The 16,946-nt window shown below is 46.4% G+C and carries 15 protein-coding genes; 14 read left to right on the forward strand and 1 reads right to left on the reverse strand.

What is annotated here, in order from left to right:
• Positions 1 to 132 precede the first annotated feature (132 nt).
• From gyrA to pyrF, 9 genes are all read left to right on the forward strand, one after another.
• On the forward strand, positions 133 to 2,811 hold the full coding sequence (gene gyrA, locus AC121Z_RS08125; protein ID WP_498127977.1) for a DNA topoisomerase (ATP-hydrolyzing) subunit A: 2,679 nt from the start codon (positions 133 to 135) through the stop codon (positions 2,809 to 2,811).
• A 6-nt stretch (positions 2,812 to 2,817) separates the two neighbouring features.
• Positions 2,818 to 3,900 (forward strand): 3-phosphoserine/phosphohydroxythreonine transaminase, encoded by a 1,083-nt coding sequence (gene serC, locus AC121Z_RS08130; RefSeq protein ID WP_498127978.1) that lies wholly within the window; start codon positions 2,818 to 2,820, stop codon positions 3,898 to 3,900.
• 3 nt (positions 3,901 to 3,903) lie between these two features.
• Positions 3,904 to 5,190: a 3-phosphoshikimate 1-carboxyvinyltransferase gene (aroA, locus tag AC121Z_RS08135; protein WP_498127980.1), complete on the forward strand. Its 1,287-nt coding sequence runs from the start codon at positions 3,904 to 3,906 to the stop codon at positions 5,188 to 5,190.
• Between the two features lie 83 nt (positions 5,191 to 5,273).
• Positions 5,274 to 5,954 carry a (d)CMP kinase gene (gene cmk / locus AC121Z_RS08140; RefSeq protein ID WP_498127982.1) on the forward strand — a complete coding sequence of 227 codons (681 nt, stop codon included), beginning with the start codon at positions 5,274 to 5,276 and terminating at the stop codon, positions 5,952 to 5,954.
• 114 nt (positions 5,955 to 6,068) lie between these two features.
• Positions 6,069 to 7,739: a 30S ribosomal protein S1 gene (rpsA, locus tag AC121Z_RS08145; RefSeq protein WP_498127984.1), complete on the forward strand. Its 1,671-nt coding sequence runs from the start codon at positions 6,069 to 6,071 to the stop codon at positions 7,737 to 7,739.
• An 84-nt stretch (positions 7,740 to 7,823) separates the two neighbouring features.
• The gene (gene ihfB, locus AC121Z_RS08150; protein ID WP_498127985.1) at positions 7,824 to 8,108 is read left to right on the forward strand and encodes an integration host factor subunit beta; all 285 of its coding nucleotides are present in this window, start codon (positions 7,824 to 7,826) and stop codon (positions 8,106 to 8,108) included.
• 31 nt (positions 8,109 to 8,139) lie between these two features.
• Positions 8,140 to 8,394 carry a LapA family protein gene (locus tag AC121Z_RS08155; protein ID WP_498127987.1) on the forward strand — a complete coding sequence of 85 codons (255 nt, stop codon included), beginning with the start codon at positions 8,140 to 8,142 and terminating at the stop codon, positions 8,392 to 8,394.
• 3 nt (positions 8,395 to 8,397) lie between these two features.
• Positions 8,398 to 9,567, forward strand: a complete 1,170-nt coding sequence (gene lapB, locus AC121Z_RS08160) for a lipopolysaccharide assembly protein LapB (protein ID WP_498127989.1) — start codon at positions 8,398 to 8,400, stop codon at positions 9,565 to 9,567.
• 4 nt (positions 9,568 to 9,571) lie between these two features.
• Positions 9,572 to 10,276 carry an orotidine-5'-phosphate decarboxylase gene (gene pyrF, locus AC121Z_RS08165; RefSeq protein WP_498127991.1) on the forward strand — a complete coding sequence of 235 codons (705 nt, stop codon included), beginning with the start codon at positions 9,572 to 9,574 and terminating at the stop codon, positions 10,274 to 10,276.
• Positions 10,277 to 10,307: 31 nt separating this feature from the next.
• On the opposite strand, the gene ald is transcribed toward pyrF, so the two are convergent.
• Entirely contained in the window at positions 10,308 to 11,438 is a 1,131-nt protein-coding gene (gene ald, locus AC121Z_RS08170) for an alanine dehydrogenase (protein WP_498127993.1), read from the reverse strand.
• A gap of 122 nt (positions 11,439 to 11,560) precedes the next feature.
• Here ald and lrp point away from each other — a divergent pair, with 122 nt between their 5' ends.
• From lrp to crcB, 5 genes are all read left to right on the forward strand, one after another.
• Positions 11,561 to 12,049 (forward strand): leucine-responsive transcriptional regulator Lrp, encoded by a 489-nt coding sequence (gene lrp / locus AC121Z_RS08175; RefSeq protein WP_498127994.1) that lies wholly within the window; start codon positions 11,561 to 11,563, stop codon positions 12,047 to 12,049.
• 135 nt (positions 12,050 to 12,184) lie between these two features.
• Positions 12,185 to 14,638, forward strand: a complete 2,454-nt coding sequence (locus tag AC121Z_RS08180; RefSeq protein WP_498127996.1) for a DNA translocase FtsK — start codon at positions 12,185 to 12,187, stop codon at positions 14,636 to 14,638.
• Between the two features lies 1 nt (position 14,639).
• Positions 14,640 to 15,251 (forward strand): outer membrane lipoprotein periplasmic chaperone LolA, encoded by a 612-nt coding sequence (lolA, locus tag AC121Z_RS08185; RefSeq protein WP_498127998.1) that lies wholly within the window; start codon positions 14,640 to 14,642, stop codon positions 15,249 to 15,251.
• Positions 15,232 to 16,572, forward strand: a complete 1,341-nt coding sequence (locus AC121Z_RS08190; RefSeq protein WP_498128000.1) for a replication-associated recombination protein A — start codon at positions 15,232 to 15,234, stop codon at positions 16,570 to 16,572. Before lolA ends, AC121Z_RS08190 begins: the two co-directional genes overlap by 20 nt.
• Positions 16,569 to 16,937 carry a fluoride efflux transporter CrcB gene (gene crcB / locus AC121Z_RS08195; protein WP_498128002.1) on the forward strand — a complete coding sequence of 123 codons (369 nt, stop codon included), beginning with the start codon at positions 16,569 to 16,571 and terminating at the stop codon, positions 16,935 to 16,937. Before AC121Z_RS08190 ends, crcB begins: the two co-directional genes overlap by 4 nt.
• Positions 16,938 to 16,946: the final 9 nt, after the last annotated feature.

The raw sequence follows: 16,946 nt of genomic DNA on the forward strand, positions 1-16,946 counted from the left end.
TGGAGTATGACCCAAAAGCGTGTCATAGCCTGCTGTATTCTTCCAATCCATAGCGCCGGATCGCTTGCCGATCGCTGATGCTAACGTATCGCAGGTATGACCCAATAAAACCTATAAGGGAACAGCCAGTTTATGACTGACAATGCGAAAGAAATCCTTCCGATTAATATCGAAGAAGAACTGAAGAATTCCTATCTAGACTATGCCATGAGCGTAATCGTAGGGCGTGCGTTGCCTGATGTGCGCGACGGGCTTAAGCCGGTGCATCGCCGCGTTTTATTTGCGATGAACGAACTCAAAAATGATTTCAATAAACCGTATAAAAAGTCAGCACGTGTGGTGGGCGACGTTATAGGTAAATATCACCCTCATGGTGACTCAGCGGTGTACGACACAATCGTACGTATGGCGCAGCCGTTTTCTTTGCGCTATATGCTGGTGGACGGACAAGGTAACTTCGGTTCTGTGGACGGTGATTCGGCCGCTGCAATGCGTTACACCGAAGTGCGCATGGCAAAAATTTCGCATGAGCTTTTGGCTGACCTCGATAAAGAGACGGTCAACTTTGTACCAAACTATGACGGCACCGAACAAATCCCAGAAGTTTTACCAACCAAAGTACCTAACCTATTAGTGAACGGTTCTTCTGGTATTGCCGTTGGTATGGCAACGAATATCCCACCGCACAACCTAACTGAAGTCATTAATGGTTGTATTGAGTTGATCAATAATCCTGACATGCCGATTGAAGAGTTAATGACCTTCATTCCAGGGCCAGACTTCCCAACAGCGGCGATGATCAGCGGTCGTAAGGGGATTGAGGATGCCTACCGCACAGGTCGTGGCAAAATCTACCTGCGTGCGAGAGCCGAAATCGAGACTGAAGATAATGGTAAAGAAACCATTATCGTGCATGAGATCCCGTATCAGGTAAATAAAGCGCGCTTAATCGAAAAGATCGCCGAACTCGTTAAAGAAAAGCGTGTAGAGGGTATCTCTGCATTGCGGGACGAATCAGATAAAGACGGAATGCGCATTGTCATTGAAGTTAAACGCAATGAATCTGCCGAAGTCGTGCTTAATCACTTATATGCCAATACTCAGTTGCAAACTGTATTTGGGATCAACATGGTTGCGCTGGATAATGGCCAACCGAAAGTATTTACCCTCAAGGAAATGCTTGAAGCGTTTATTCTGCACCGTCGAGAAGTGGTTACTCGTCGTACGGTATTTGAATTGCGTAAGGCGCGGGACCGAGCTCATATCTTAGAAGGTCTAGCGATAGCCCTCGCCAATATTGATGAAATTATCGAGTTGATCAAAGCTTCACCAAGCCCCTCTGAAGCTAAGCAGGCCTTGATCGCACGTGGTTGGGATTTAGGTGATGTTGCCCAGATGTTGGAGCGCGCAGGGGATGAAGATCCGTCGCGTCCAGAGTGGTTAGCGCCAGAATATGGGATCCGTGACGGCCAGTACTACCTGACCGAGCAACAAGCACAAGCAATCCTTGATTTGCGCTTGCATAAATTAACCGGTCTTGAGCACGATAAAATCCTTGACGAATACCGCGGTCTATTAGAGTTGATTGCTGAACTGTTACACATCTTGGCCAGTTCAGAGCGGTTGATGGAAGTGATCCGCGAAGAATTAGAAGCCATTCGCGATGAATTTGGTGATGAGCGTCGCACCGAAATCACCGCAGCTAGCCATGATATCGATATTGAAGATCTGATCGAACAAGAAGATGTGGTAGTGACGCTGTCGCACGAAGGTTATGTTAAATACCAGAAGCTATCGGATTATGAAGCACAACGCCGTGGTGGTAAGGGTAAGTCAGCGACCAAAATGAAGGATGAAGATTTCATTGAACGACTTCTTGTGGCCAATACCCATGACCATATCTTGTGTTTCAGTACCCGCGGGCGCTTGTATTGGTTGAAGGTTTACCAACTTCCGCTTGCTAGCCGCAATGCGCGTGGTCGTCCAATCATCAATATTCTACCGCTTGAGGAAGACGAGCGGATCACTGCCATATTACCGATTAAGGAATTTGTCGATGACAAGTTTGTCATCATGGCAACTGCCAACGGTACGGTTAAGAAAACAGCACTTACTCAGTATTCACGCCCGCGTTCAAACGGCATCATTGCGGTTAACCTTAATGATGGAGATGAATTAATTGGTGTAGCAATCACCAACGGTGAAGATGACATAATGTTGTTCTCAGATGAAGGCAAAGTGGTTCGCTTCAATGAGAAGGCGAGAGATTCTGAAACCGGAGCGGTTAAACTTGACCCAGACACAGGTGAAGAAATTCTAGCGATCCGCCCAATGGGCCGCACGGCTACCGGGGTGAGAGGAATTAAATTACAGCCTGGTCAACGTGTAGTTTCGCTGATCGTACCGACTGGCGAAGGCGCAATCCTGACGGTAACTGAAAACGGTTATGGTAAGCGTACGCCATTAGCTGACTATCCAGCGAAGAGCCGCGCAACTCAGGGCGTTGTGTCCATCAAAGTTTCTGAGCGTAATGGTAAAGTCGTCGGTGCAGTGCAAGTGGATGACAACATGGAAATCATGTTGATCAGTGATAAAGGCACACTGGTTCGTACTCGCGTGAATGAAGTTTCCGTTGTAGGGCGGAATACTCAAGGCGTACGTCTGATCCGAACTGCAGACGATGAAAACGTAGTGGGGCTAGAACGGATTGAAGAAATAACCACCGATGAGCTCGACGATGAGTCAATCGACGCAGACGGCGTAGCAGCATCAACCACTCAAGAAAGCGATTCCGCTGCATCAGAAGAATAGGGCTCTATGACACACACCGTGTATAACTTTTCCGCGGGGCCGGCAATGCTGCCGGCTGCGGTGCTAAAACAAGCGCAAGCAGAACTCATTAACTGGCAGGGTCTTGGTACCTCGGTTATGGAAATAAGTCACCGCAGTAAAGAGTTTATGCGCGTGGCAGAAGAATCTGAACAAGATTTACGAACGTTAATGCAGATCCCTGCTAATTACCGAGTGCTGTTTATGCATGGTGGCGGTCGCGGTCAATTTGCAGCCGTGCCTTTGAATCTAGCGAAACCAACACAGAGCGGAATGCATTTAGTTTCAGGCTCTTGGTCGAAGGCTTCCGTGGTGGAAGCGGAAAAGTTTATTCACGCAGCAAAAACGGATATTCGGGTTGAAAGAGATGGCCGGTTAGGTGCTGACCTAGCGCTGTATAACGACAGCGATGAACACGCCTTTGTGCATTATTGTCCAAACGAGACAGTGGATGGCATAGAGATTTTCGATGTGCCCGAGACTAAAGCGCCGCTGGTTGCTGATATGTCATCGAATATTTTATCGCGCCAAGTTAATGTTGAAGATTACGCTTTGGTCTACGCAGGGGCGCAAAAGAATATTGGTCCAAGTGGGTTGTCGGTCGTTATTGTGCGGGAAGATTTACTCGGCAAGCCGCAAGCACAAACGCCGGTTATCCTAGATTATACGGCCGCAGCCAACAACGAATCGATGTTTAACACACCGCCAACTTACAGCTGGTATTTATCTGGCTTGGTATTTAAATGGCTGCTGGCCAATGGCGGTGTCAGTGCAGCTGAAGCATTAAACAAACAAAAAGCTGAGCTGCTTTATCAATTTTTAGACCAATCCAGTTTATTTAATAATCGCATCATGGACGCTAATCGTTCCCGAATGAATGTGGTATTTCAGCTTGCAGATGAATCTCTTAACGAACGTTTTCTAACGCTTTCAGTGGAGGCTGGATTACATGCCTTGAAAGGGCATCGCTCAGTGGGAGGCATGCGTGCGAGTATTTATAATGCGATGCCATTAGCTGGGGTAAAAACGCTGATTGAGTTCATGCGTGAGTTTGAACGTACTCAAGGATAGACAATGGACAAGTTATTACTCAACCCAATTGCTCATGTTGCGGGCACGGTCAATGTGCCAGGTTCAAAAAGCTTGTCTAATCGAGCGCTACTATTAGCGGCACTGGCTAATGGCACTACGACACTCACCAATCTGCTCAACAGTGATGATATTAAGCATATGTTGAATGCGTTAAAAGAGTTAGGCGTAACCTACTCGTTAAACGAATCTGGCGATGTATGTGTGGTTCAGGGCTTGAGTGGGCGCTTTTCGCAACCACAACCACTCTCACTATTTCTTGGCAATGCAGGCACAGCAATGCGCCCACTGTGTGCAGTGCTTGCGACCTCTGATGTTAAGGTTACCTTAACGGGTGAACCGCGGATGGAAGAGCGTCCAATCGGTGATCTTACCGATGCCTTAGTGTCTGCAGGAGCCGACATTACGTTCTTGAAAAATTCAGGATATCCGCCGCTCACCATTTTGGGTAAACAGTTATCCGGCGGCAATATTACTGTTGACGGTAGTGTATCTAGTCAGTTCTTAACGGCTTTGTTAATGGCTGCGCCGCTTTTCGCAGATGATTCTGTGATCACCATTGAAGGTGATTTGGTCTCTAAACCGTATATCGATATAACCCTTGCTACCATGGCTGCGTTTGGCGTGTTGGTTGAGAATCAGAATTATCAGACCTTTAAAGTCGCGGGTAATCAAACGTATCAGTCTCCAGGCCGTTTTTTAGTTGAGGGGGATGCCTCATCAGCTTCCTATTTTCTTGCAGCCGGAGCAATCAAGGGCGGCACAGTAACTGTAACCGGTGTGGGGAAAAAATCGATTCAAGGTGATATTCGTTTTGCTGATGTACTCGAGAAAATGGGCGCACGCGTTGACTGGCAGGACGAATCCATCAGTGTTACCGGAGCGCCACTCAAGGCTGTAGATATGGATATGAATCACATTCCCGATGCCGCGATGACAATAGCAACAACGGCATTGTTTGCGACGGGAACTACGCGCATTTCCAACATCTATAACTGGCGCGTTAAAGAAACCGATCGCTTGCATGCAATGGCGACTGAATTGCGTAAAGTGGGAGCTACCGTAGACGAAGGCCATGATTACATTAGCGTAACACCGCCACATAAGTTAACTCACGCTGAGATCGAAACCTACGATGACCACCGCATAGCGATGTGTTTTTCATTGGTTGCTCTGAGTGATACCCCGGTGACTATTCTCGACCCGCAATGCACCAAAAAGACATTTCCGGACTATTTTACGCGCTTTGCCACCATCCAGCATAACGAATAGTCACAAAAGGTTACAGGATCCAAGTGGTAATTGCGTGGTAGCGCGCGTATAATTCCGCCCGATTTTTACCAAGGGTGGTTTATATGCAGTCGATTCCAGTCGTAACCGTCGACGGGCCCAGCGGTGCAGGGAAGGGTACTTTAGCATCTATGTTAGCGGAACACTTCGGTTGGCACCTGCTTGATAGTGGCGCGATTTACCGAGTGTTAGCCGTTGCGTCCTCGCATCACGGTTTATCTCCAAACGATGAAGAAGCATTGATGCCATTAGCGTCAAGTCTTGATGTTACTTTCGAAATTGATGGGGATGCAAAAAAGATAGTCCTCGAAGGCGAAGATGTAACAGACATCATACGCACTGAAGAAGTCGGTAGCGTTGCGTCACAAGTTGCGGCATTGCCGCGCGTTCGAGAGGCGCTACTGCGCCGGCAACGTGCTTTTGAACAAGAGCCTGGACTGATCGCTGACGGACGCGATATGGGGACGGTCGTTTTCCCTGATGCGCCAGCCAAGATATTCCTCACCGCGTCAGCGGAAGCCCGTGCGCAAAGACGCTTCGAACAGTTGAAAGATAAGGGGCTTGATGTTAAACTTTCGCGCCTTTTATCTGACATCAAAGCCAGAGACGAAAGAGATACACAACGGTCTGTCGCGCCATTAGTGCCAGCAGACGATGCGGTTGTTATTGATTCTACGTCAATGAGCATTGAGCAGGTCTTTGAAAAGGCTAAGGAAATTATTAACGGGAAGTTAATTTCCCAATGATTTTCTAAATACAAGATAGCGTATCGTCGACACGGAATTTGATGATTTTGAATAACAACCCCATGTTAGCCGGAACGTAACGTGGATGTAAATTTGAAAAATTAACTGAACTTTATGACTGAAAATTTTGCACAGCTTTTTGAAGAGAGCTTACAACAACTTGAAACGCGTCCTGGTGCCATCGTTAAAGGAACCGTTGTTTCAATCGACAAAGACATCGTTCTAGTAGACGCGGGTCTCAAATCAGAAAGCGCAATCCCTGCTGACCAATTTAAGAATGCTGACGGCGAACTTGAAATTGCGATCGGCGATTCCGTTGATGTTGCACTAGATGCAGTAGAAGACGGCTTCGGTGAAACTATCCTTTCTCGTGAAAAAGCAAAACGCCACGAAGCGTGGGTCGAGCTAGAGAAAGCATACGAAGAAAAAGAAACCATTAAAGGTATTATCAACGGTAAAGTGAAAGGCGGCTTCACAGTAGAAGTGAACGCAGTACGTGCTTTCTTACCTGGTTCGTTGGTAGACGTTCGCCCAGTACGCGATACGGCACACCTTGAAGGTAAAGAACTCGAATTTAAAGTAATCAAGTTAGACGCTAAGCGTAACAACGTAGTTGTTTCTCGTCGTGCTGTTATCGAAGCTGAGAACAGTGCAGAGCGTGATTCACTATTGGCTAACTTGGAAGAAGGTCATGAAGTTAAAGGTATCGTCAAGAACCTAACTGATTACGGTGCGTTCGTTGATTTAGGCGGTGTTGACGGTCTACTTCACATCACTGATATGGCTTGGAAACGTGTTAAGCACCCAAGTGAAATCGTGAACGTTGGTGATGAAATCAACGTTAAAGTACTTAAGTTCGACAAAGAGAAGTCACGTGTTTCTCTAGGCATGAAGCAAATGGGCAGCGATCCATGGCAAGAAATTGCTGATCGTTACCCAGAAGGCGCTAAGCTTAGTGGTGCAGTAACTAACCTGACTGATTACGGTTGCTTCGTAGAAATCGAAGACGGCGTAGAAGGTCTTGTTCACGTGTCTGAAATGGATTGGACTAACAAGAACGTTCACCCATCTAAGGTTGTAAACCTAGGCGACGTTGTTGAAGTAATGGTTCTTGAAATTGATGAAGAGCGTCGTCGTATCTCTCTAGGTCTTAAGCAATGTATTGCTAATCCTTGGGAAGAGTTTGCTAAGTCACATGAAAAAGGTGACAAAGTTAGCGGTAAGATCAAGTCAATCACTGACTTTGGTATCTTTATCGGTCTAGATGGCGGCATCGATGGCTTGGTTCACTTATCTGATATCTCTTGGAATAAATCAGGTGAAGAAGCGGTTCGTGACTATAAGAAAGGTGACGAAATCTCTGCTGTTGTATTGCAAGTCGATCCAGAGCGCGAGCGTATTTCTCTTGGCGTTAAGCAAATCGAAGAAGATCCTTTCAATAAGTATCTGACAGATAACAAGAAAGGTGCTATCGTTAATGGAACAGTTACCGCAGTTGACGCGAAAGGCGTAACCGTGAACCTAGCTGAGGAAGTTGATGGCTACATCCGTGTTGGTGATTTAGCACGTGACCGAGTAGAAGACGCTTCTGAAGTGGTTAATGTAGGTGATGCAATCGAAGCCAAGTTTATGGGCGTTGATCGCAAGAACCGCATGGTTAACCTTTCTGTTAAAGCGAAGGATCAAGCTGACGAGAAAGAAGCATTGGATAAAGTCAATCAGCAAGAAGACGCTGGTTTTGCTAATGCCATGGCTGAAGCTTTCAAAGCAGCAAAAGGCGAGTAATTCTCCCAATTTAGGCGCATCAATCTGATGCGCCTTCCTCCTCCTGCTGGTAACATCGAGATATCTAACTATCGTGAGGTTGCCATGACAAAGTCTGAACTTATCGAAAGATTGGCCTTAAAGGCTGAGCACATCCCTGCTAAAGAGCTTGAAATTGCAGTAAAAGAGCTGCTCGAGCAACTCGCGCAAACGCTGCAAAAAGGTGAGCGTATTGAGATCCGTGGGTTTGGCAGTTTTTCTTTGCATTACCGTGCACCGCGCGTAGGACGCAATCCCAAAACGGGTGAAACTGTTCAGTTAGAAGGGAAGTACGTACCCCACTTCAAACCGGGTAAAGAACTCCGGGACCGCGTGAACGCAGCGATGTAATTGCAGCTTGTTGCTACGGGAGAGATAGTCCTTGAGAGGGTTAGCGTTATTTTTAATTGTGATTGTGTTGGCATGTATTTTCGTGCTGATAGGTGCGCAAAATAGCCAAGTTGTAACAGTCAACTTTTTAATTGCCCAAGCTACACTAAAACTCAGTACCTTGATGGCTATCGTTATGACGATTGGCGTGACCGTGGGTTTATGTATATTAATGACCAGTTGGTTGGCATTAAGAGTTAAATTAGGTATTGCTAAGCAAAAGCTCAAAAAGCTGCAAAACGAGTAATTCATGTTAGAACTTCTGTTTCTACTTCTGCCCGTCGCAGTTGGCTATGGTTGGGTGATGGGGCGTAACAGTTTGCGTCAGGCCCAACGTAAGCAATCCAGTATTCTTTCTAAACACTACTATCGGGGATTAAACTTTTTATTATCAGAGCAACCAGATAAAGCCGTTGATACTCTGATTAAAATGATAGACCTGAATAATGATACGGTTGAGACACATATTGCGATGGGGAATTTCTTTCGCCATCGCGGTGAGCTTGATCGCGCTATCAAAGTGCATCAAAACTTGGTCAGTCGAGATGAAATTGAGCCTGCACAGCGCGAGAATGCGTTACGTGAGTTAGGCCGAGACTACACACAGGCGGGTTTTCTTGAGCGGGCTGAAAATGCCTATTTGCAGTTGCTTAACTCCGACAAACATTACATCGACGCCCAAACCAATCTGTTTAAAATCTACCAGACGACAAAGGAGTGGGACAGAGCCATCGATTTGGCTGAACGCATGGTGGATTGCCATGGCGATGATAATGATATCCTCGTTCGGTTAGCACACTTTTACTGCGAACAAGCTGAGAAATCACTGCAGCAAAACGACCAAGAAAACGCGGTTATTTATTTACAAAAGGCCACTCAATCTGACGAAAAAGCCATTCGTCCATGGTTGATGCTCGGTCGTTTAGCAATCGATAAGCAAGCGTACACAGATGCTTTTGATTGTTTACTAGAGGTTCCCAAACGGGATATTAACTGGCTTAGCGAAGCCATTCCGTTGTTGGAAACCTGCGCTGAACAGCTCGGTGATTGGGCACGATTTGAACAAGTGCTGAATGAATATGGCAATGTTTGTGCGTCTGCCTATTTAGCTAAAGTCAATTTAATGGCGAATCAAGGCCAAACGGATGAAGCGACGCAATTACTTTATGAGCAGTTGCGCAAGAAGCCCACAATGAAAGGCTTTGCTACTCTGATGCGCTTATATATAGCACAGCACAAGCAAGATCCTAACACCAGTAGCCTTGCGTTATTGCGTGGTTTGGTAGAACAACAAATGTTACAACGTCCTAAGTATCGCTGTGGAAACTGCGGATTCTCAGGGCGCAAAGTTTATTGGTTATGCCCGTCGTGTAAGAAGTGGGGCGTAGTAAAACCTATCAAAGGCTTAGACGGAGAGTAGTAGGGTGAGTGAAGCAAAAGTAATTGTCGCATTAGATTTTGAGACTGAGCATCAGGTCCTTGATTTAGTAGACCAGTTAGCACCTGATCAATGCCGATTGAAGGTTGGAAAAGAGCTGTTCACACGCTTAGGCCCTGACATTGTGCGCCGCTTAGTCAGTAGGAATTTTGATGTGTTTCTTGACCTCAAATTTCACGATATCCCCAATACTGTTGCGAAAGCCTGCCTAGCGGCTGCTGATCTAGGGGTATGGATGGTGAACGTTCATGCCTCAGGTGGCGCAAAAATGATGAGCCACACACAACAGCAACTTGCGCAGGCCGGTGCAGATGTCAAGCTTATAGCAGTGACAGTATTAACGAGTATGGATCAGGCACAACTCAGTGGGGTAGTGCCAAATACTTCGGTTGGTGAACAAGTTTTAAAACTAGCGTCTTTAAGCCAAGCGTGTGGTCTTGATGGCGTGGTTTGTTCCGCACAAGAGGCCAGTAACCTAAAGCAAGCGCTAGGTAAAGAGTTCGAACTCGTCACTCCTGGGATTCGACCAGCTGGCGCGAGTCAGGATGATCAGGTACGCATAGTGACGCCAAGTGCGGCAATTAAATATGGCGTAGATTACATGGTCATTGGTCGACCGATCACTCAGGCTGACTCGCCACTTGAAGCACTCAGCTTAATTAATGCAGAAATACAAAAGGCTACTCAATAGGTAGCCTTTTGTATCAGTTGTTATTGCAATACTAGCTTTTTAAAGCTTCAGCTGCGTCTTGATATTGCAAGGATAACTGTTCACCCAACGCATCCATAACCGCCGCATATGTGATTTTACCTTGGTGGACATTCAATCCATTCAACAAATGTGGATTATCAAGCATTGCCTGTTTAGGACCTTTGTTTGCGAGTGCCAGACCAAATGGCAGAGTGGCATTATTTAGCGCCATTGTTGAAGTCCTCGCTACACCACCTGGCATGTTGGCTACGCAATAATGGACGACACCATCGACGATATAAACCGGATCTTGATGGGTTGTCGCGCGTGAAGTTTCAAAGCAACCACCTTGATCAATAGCAACATCAACTAGCACTGAGCCTTTCTTCATTGCGTTAATGTGCGCCGTGTTAAGCAATTTAGGCGCTGCAGCGCCAGGGATTAATACAGCACCGACCACCAAATCAGCCTTTGATGAATAATGTTCAATCGCATCAACAGTTGAATATACGGTTTTAATTTGATTACCGAAAATATCATCAAGCTCTCTAAGACGAGGTAATGATCGATCAAGAATGGTGACATCTGCACCAAGTCCAATGGCCATTTTAGCCGCGTTAGTGCCAACCACACCGCCACCAATGATCAAAACTTTACCGGGGGCTACTCCTGGCACGCCGCCCAGCAATGTACCACTGCCACCATGTGCCTTTTCTAGGTAATGCGCGCCTGCTTGTACTGACATGCGGCCAGCGACTTCACTCATTGGTGCCAGTAACGGTAGACCACCACGTGGATCGGTTACTGTTTCGTAGGCAATACAGGTTGCACCTGATTCAACTAATAATTGAGTTTGGGTTGGATCAGGGGCTAAATGCAAGTAAGTGTAAAGCGTTTGTCCTTCACGCAACATTTTACATTCATTCGGTTGCGGCTCTTTCACTTTAACGATCATCTCTGCACGCGCAAAAATCTCTTCTGCGGTTTCAATGATACTAGCGCCAGCTTCAATATACATTTCATCGTCAAAACCGATGGCAGTGCCCGCATGAGTTTGCACGATAACCTCGTGGCCATGAGCGACAAACTCTTTGACTGCTGCAGGCGTTAAGCCAACACGGTATTCATGATTTTTAATCTCTTTTGGTACACCTACAAGCATTGAAACAACCTTTTAACAAATTGAAAACCCGCGCAGTATACTCAGAAAAAAGGCAAAGAAATGGCTGAAGTTTAAACAGTTACAGGATATTATGCGGTTTAAAGCATTTTTGAGATTATTGTATGCTGGCCAAAACACCGAAAAGTTTGGATAAAATCGACCGCAGAATCTTAATTGAATTGCAGAAAGATGGTCGCTTATCGAATGTAGAGCTTGCCAAGCGTGTCGGCTTAAGTCCTAGCCCCTGTTTAGAGCGAGTTAAGCGGTTAGAAGGGCAGGGGTACATCACTGGTTACCGTGCCATGGTTAATCCTGATAAGCTCGGAGCCGCCATGTTGGTTTTTGTGGAAATCACGTTGACCAAAACGTCAGTGGATATCTTCGCAGAATTTTCTGCTGCAGTTAAATTGCATGATGATATTCAGGAATGCCATTTGGTGTCGGGTAATTTTGATTTTTTACTCAAAGCGCGGGTTGCTGATATGTCAAGTTATCGAAAATTACTTGGCGATACGCTGTTAAGACTGCCGGGCGTAAGCGAATCGCGCACCTATGTAGTGATGGAAGAGGTTAAATCCACAACGCAGGTACATATTAGCCTTAAAAGCTAAATTTCATGGTGAGTTTTTGTTGATTTTTTTCCTTCGTCGGGCAGTGTTGTGGTAATCTTTACAGTTAAATAATAAAAATAAATAGAGTGTGCTCAGTGCGCGAGTTTTAGCACTCAAGGTGATTAATTTAGGGTTATGGCGCGATTATCAGGTGTACAGCGACTGTTTGAAGTCGGCATGATGCTGGCTTGCACATTCGCATTTTTCTTACTCTTAGCAATCGTCTCCTTTCATCCGGCCGATCCTGGTTGGAGTCAGGTGGGTTTGCAAGCCAATGTGCAAAATTGGGGCGGTGCAACCGGTGCTTGGTTTGCTGATATTTTGCTCTTCTTTTTGGGCTATCTAGCTTATGTAGCTCCAATTGGCTGTGCTGTCATCGGCTGGTTCCTGTTTCAACACGTAAAAACATTGGCAGAATTTGACTACCTGACGATTGGTTTGCGGATCATTGGTTTTGTCTTATTTATGCTTGGCGCTTCCAGTCTCCTCAGCTTAAATGTCGATAACTTGTTCAGCTTTCCCGCGGGCGGAATGGTTGGTGATGTCATGAGCTCAGCACTGCTACCTTATTTCAATTTGGCTGGCACGACGTTACTACTGCTGTGCTTCGTGTTAACAGGTATTACCTTAATGACAGGTATTTCTTGGTTGGCAGTGATTGATGGTATTGGTAAGTATGCCATTCTGTCAGCGCAGGCGTCATTAAAATTACCCGCTCATGCCAAACAGCTTCAGTTGCCGCAGCGGCTACGCCTTGCTAAACCTGCTGAGGATACACCTACCGACGTTACTATCACGCGTCTTCGAGCGTCGCCTGCTGAGGCGCAACCAGCGCAACAGGAGCCCCATTTCGGTATTCCGGATGAGGTCTTTAGTTCTGATAAAAGTACGAGTTCAGAGATTGAGGATTCAGAGGTACCTGCGATCAGTCGCTTAGATAGTTTAAAACAGCGATTTGCCTCGCGTCGTAGTATCGACCGCGAGCATACGACAGAAAAAACTGAAAACGACATTGTGCAAAAAGAAGCCGTGCAGGCACCAAATTCGGTAAATGCTGTGGTGGATTCGGTGACAGTTAAAGCTGAACCTACCACGCCAATGCCATCCTTTGATTTACTGGAACGACCCGATAAACACGAGAACCCAATATCCGCTGAAGAATTAGAGCAAGTATCGCGGTTGGTTGAACAAAAACTGGCTGACTTTAATATCGAAGCAAGTGTGGTTGGCGTTTACCCAGGGCCGGTGATTACTCGTTTCGAATTGGATTTAGCTCCCGGTGTAAAGGTTAGTAAGATAACCGCATTATCAAAAGATTTGGCGCGCGCGATGTCTGCAATTTCTGTGCGCGTAGTAGAAGTGATCCCTGGTAAATCTGTAATCGGCCTTGAGTTACCTAATAAGAACCGAGAAATGGTGCGTTTAAGTGAAGTCATAACGTGTGAGGCTTTTCAATCGGCCAGCTCACCATTAACTATGGTTTTAGGCGCTGACATTTCAGGGAAGCCCGTCATCGTTGACCTAGCAAAGATGCCGCACCTTTTGGTTGCAGGTACCACTGGCTCGGGTAAGTCGGTGGGCGTGAATGTGATGATCTTAAGCTTATTATATAAATCTAAACCGGAAGACGTACGCATGATCATGATTGATCCGAAAATGCTCGAATTATCGGTTTACGAGGGTATTCCTCATCTCTTAGCTGAAGTCGTTACCGACATGAAAGAAGCCGCCAACGCGCTGCGTTGGTGCGTGGGGGAGATGGAACGCCGTTACCGCTTAATGTCTGAGCTTGGTGTACGTAATCTTAAGGGCTATAACACTAAAATTTTAGCAGCCATCGAAGCTGGCGAGCCAATTAAAGATCCACTTTGGCGTCCAGAAGAAAGTATGCTCACCGAAGCACCTGATCTTGAGAAGTTGCCCTCTATTGTCGTGGTTGTCGATGAGTTCGCTGATATGATGATGATTGTCGGTAAGAAAGTCGAAGAACTCATTGCCCGTATCGCTCAGAAAGCGCGTGCAGCAGGTATTCACCTTGTTCTGGCTACGCAGCGACCTTCAGTAGACGTCATAACGGGTTTGATTAAAGCCAACATACCAACACGCATTGCATTTCAGGTATCAAGCAAAATTGATTCGCGTACGATCCTTGACCAACAAGGTGCTGAAGCGCTTTTAGGGGCTGGAGATATGTTGTATCTGCCGCCAGGTACAGCGGTTCCGACGCGCGTTCACGGGGCTTTTGTGGATGACCATGAGGTACATGCTGTGGTTGCAGATTGGAAGCTACGCGGCGAACCTGAATATATTGATGAGATCCTCAATGGCGAAGCAACTGCTGAAATTTTGCTGCCCGGCGAGCAAGCTGAGGGAGACGATCAAGAAATGGATGCGTTTTATGATGAGGCCGTGGCATTCGTTACTCAGTCACGTAAGGTGTCAGTCAGTAGTGTGCAACGTAAATTTAGAATTGGTTACAATCGGGCAGCACGAATTGTTGAACAAATGGAATTAAGTGGCGTCGTAAGTGCATCTGGACATAATGGTAACCGCGAAGTACTTGCGCCACCGCCACCACCAAGAGATTAGTATGTTAAGAGTGATTTTCCCCTTAGTATTCATGGCACTGCTTAGCCAACCAGTTATCGCGACTGAAGCCAAGCAACTACTCCGTGAAAAATTAGCTAACATTGAAACGTTTCAGGCCAATTTTTCTCAAACTATCACTGATCAACAAGGCAATAGCGTGCACAGCGCCAGCGGTGAGCTTATTACCAAACGGCCACAGCAGTTATATTGGCATACTGCGTTACCCGATGAAGTATTATTAGTCGCAGATGGTCAGGCGGTTTGGCAAGTCGATTATTTTGTTGAACAAATCACGGTAATCGACCAAGCCGTAGCGGTAAGTGAGAATCCTATGATGTTGCTCGCCTCAGGCGATGACAATGATTGGGCTAAGGTCACTGTATCGCAAGCGGATGACCGGTTCATTATCTTACCAACGCAAACGAGTGCAATAACAGAATTGAGCTTAATGTTTAGTGGTGACACGTTAACGCAATTAGTCTCAGTGGATAGTCAAGGTCAACGTAGTCTGCTGGTGTTTACCGATATGAAAATCAATATGCCCGTCGCGGCCGAGCAATTTACAGTATCTAATTCGGACGGGTTTGTCTTGGATGATCAGCGAAACCAATAATTTGAATTTGTTTAGCGCTGTACAACATGCGCCATTGGCAGCGCGGATGCGCCCGCAAACTATAGCCGATATTGTTGGGCAACAGCACTTACTTGGCGACGGCAAACCGTTAGCGCAAATAATTGCTCAAGCGTCACCGGTTTCATTAATTCTTTGGGGGCCGCCAGGCACGGGTAAAACGACACTTGCAGAGGTCATTGCACAACAAAGCAATGCTGCAATTAAACGCATTTCGGCGGTGACTGACGGGATTAAAGAAATTCGCGCTGCGATTGATTGTGCGCAGCAAAATCTCGGTGCAGGCATTCGGACACTGCTCTTTGTGGATGAAGTTCACCGCTTCAACAAATCGCAACAAGACGCCTTTTTACCGCATATTGAATCGGGTCTTGTTCAGTTCATTGGGGCGACGACTGAAAACCCGTCGTTTTCATTAAATAACGCGTTGTTGTCTCGGACTCGGATGTTTGTGTTAAAGCCACTAACAGAAGATGATCTCACGAAACTGATTGCACGTGCGGTCGGTTTGTTAGCCCAAGATTGCAATAAACCTCTAACCGTTGAAAACGCTGCGGCTACGCATTTGATCCGCGCATCTTCAGGGGATGCACGGCGGTTATTAACCCAGTTAGAGCTTGCCGCGGCTTTGAGCGATGGTGGCACAATAACACTATCCCATGTGCAGTTAGCACAGGGGGATTCAACCACCGCTTTTGATAAACAAGGGGATTACTTTTATGATCACCTGTCGGCCTTTCATAAATCCGTTCGCGGCTCCTCCGTCGACGGAGCCTTATTTTACTATGCACGACTGCTACAAGCCGGATGTGAAGGAACAGTTATTGCGCGGCGTTTACTGGCAATCGCTAGTGAAGATATTGGTAATGCTGATCCGCGCGCGATGCATGTGTGCTTAACTGCTTGGGATGTTTATCATCGCGTTGGTGCTGCGGAAGGTGAACGAGCAATTGCGCAAGCGATTGTATACTGCGCGTTGGCGGCTAAAAGTAACGGAGTATATGCAGCTTTTAAAGCAGCCCAGCGCGCCGCTAAGGAAAACCCTGATACGCCCGTGCCACCTCATTTACGCAACGCACCGAGTACAACCGCAAAATCACTAGGACATGGAGATGGTTACCGATACGCTCACAATGAACCACATGCGTATGCGGCGGGAGAGAGCTATTTACCCGATGGTATTACGGGGGGATTCTATCAACCTTCAGAGCGCGGTTTAGAAAAGCAACTCAAAGTAAAACAACAGTTTTTGCGTGATTTAGATCAGCAGCATAGTCAACAAAAGCGAGAGAACAAACCATGAACTATGTATATGTGGCTTTGGGTGGAGCCCTCGGCGCTTGCCTACGTTATTTTATTATGTTGCGTGCCGATCTTTGGTTTGGAAAAGCCATGCCCTTTGGTACACTAGCCGTCAACGTAGCAGGGTCATTTCTTCTGGGTGTTTTTTACGCTTTTATGCATCAGGATGCACCTATTGATAACCCCTATCGCGCATTTTTTGCCATTGGCCTGTTAGGCGCATTTACAACGTTCTCGACGTTTTCATACGATTCGCTGTTATTGCTACAGCAGGGGGATTGGTTAAAGGCGCTGGCTAATATTGGGTTGAACGTATTTGTTTGTATTTTTGCCGCCGGTAGTGCGGTGTATTTGGTGAAAGGATAATAAGGTCTC

The organism is Alteromonas sp. DYW1 (genome assembly GCF_059752595.1).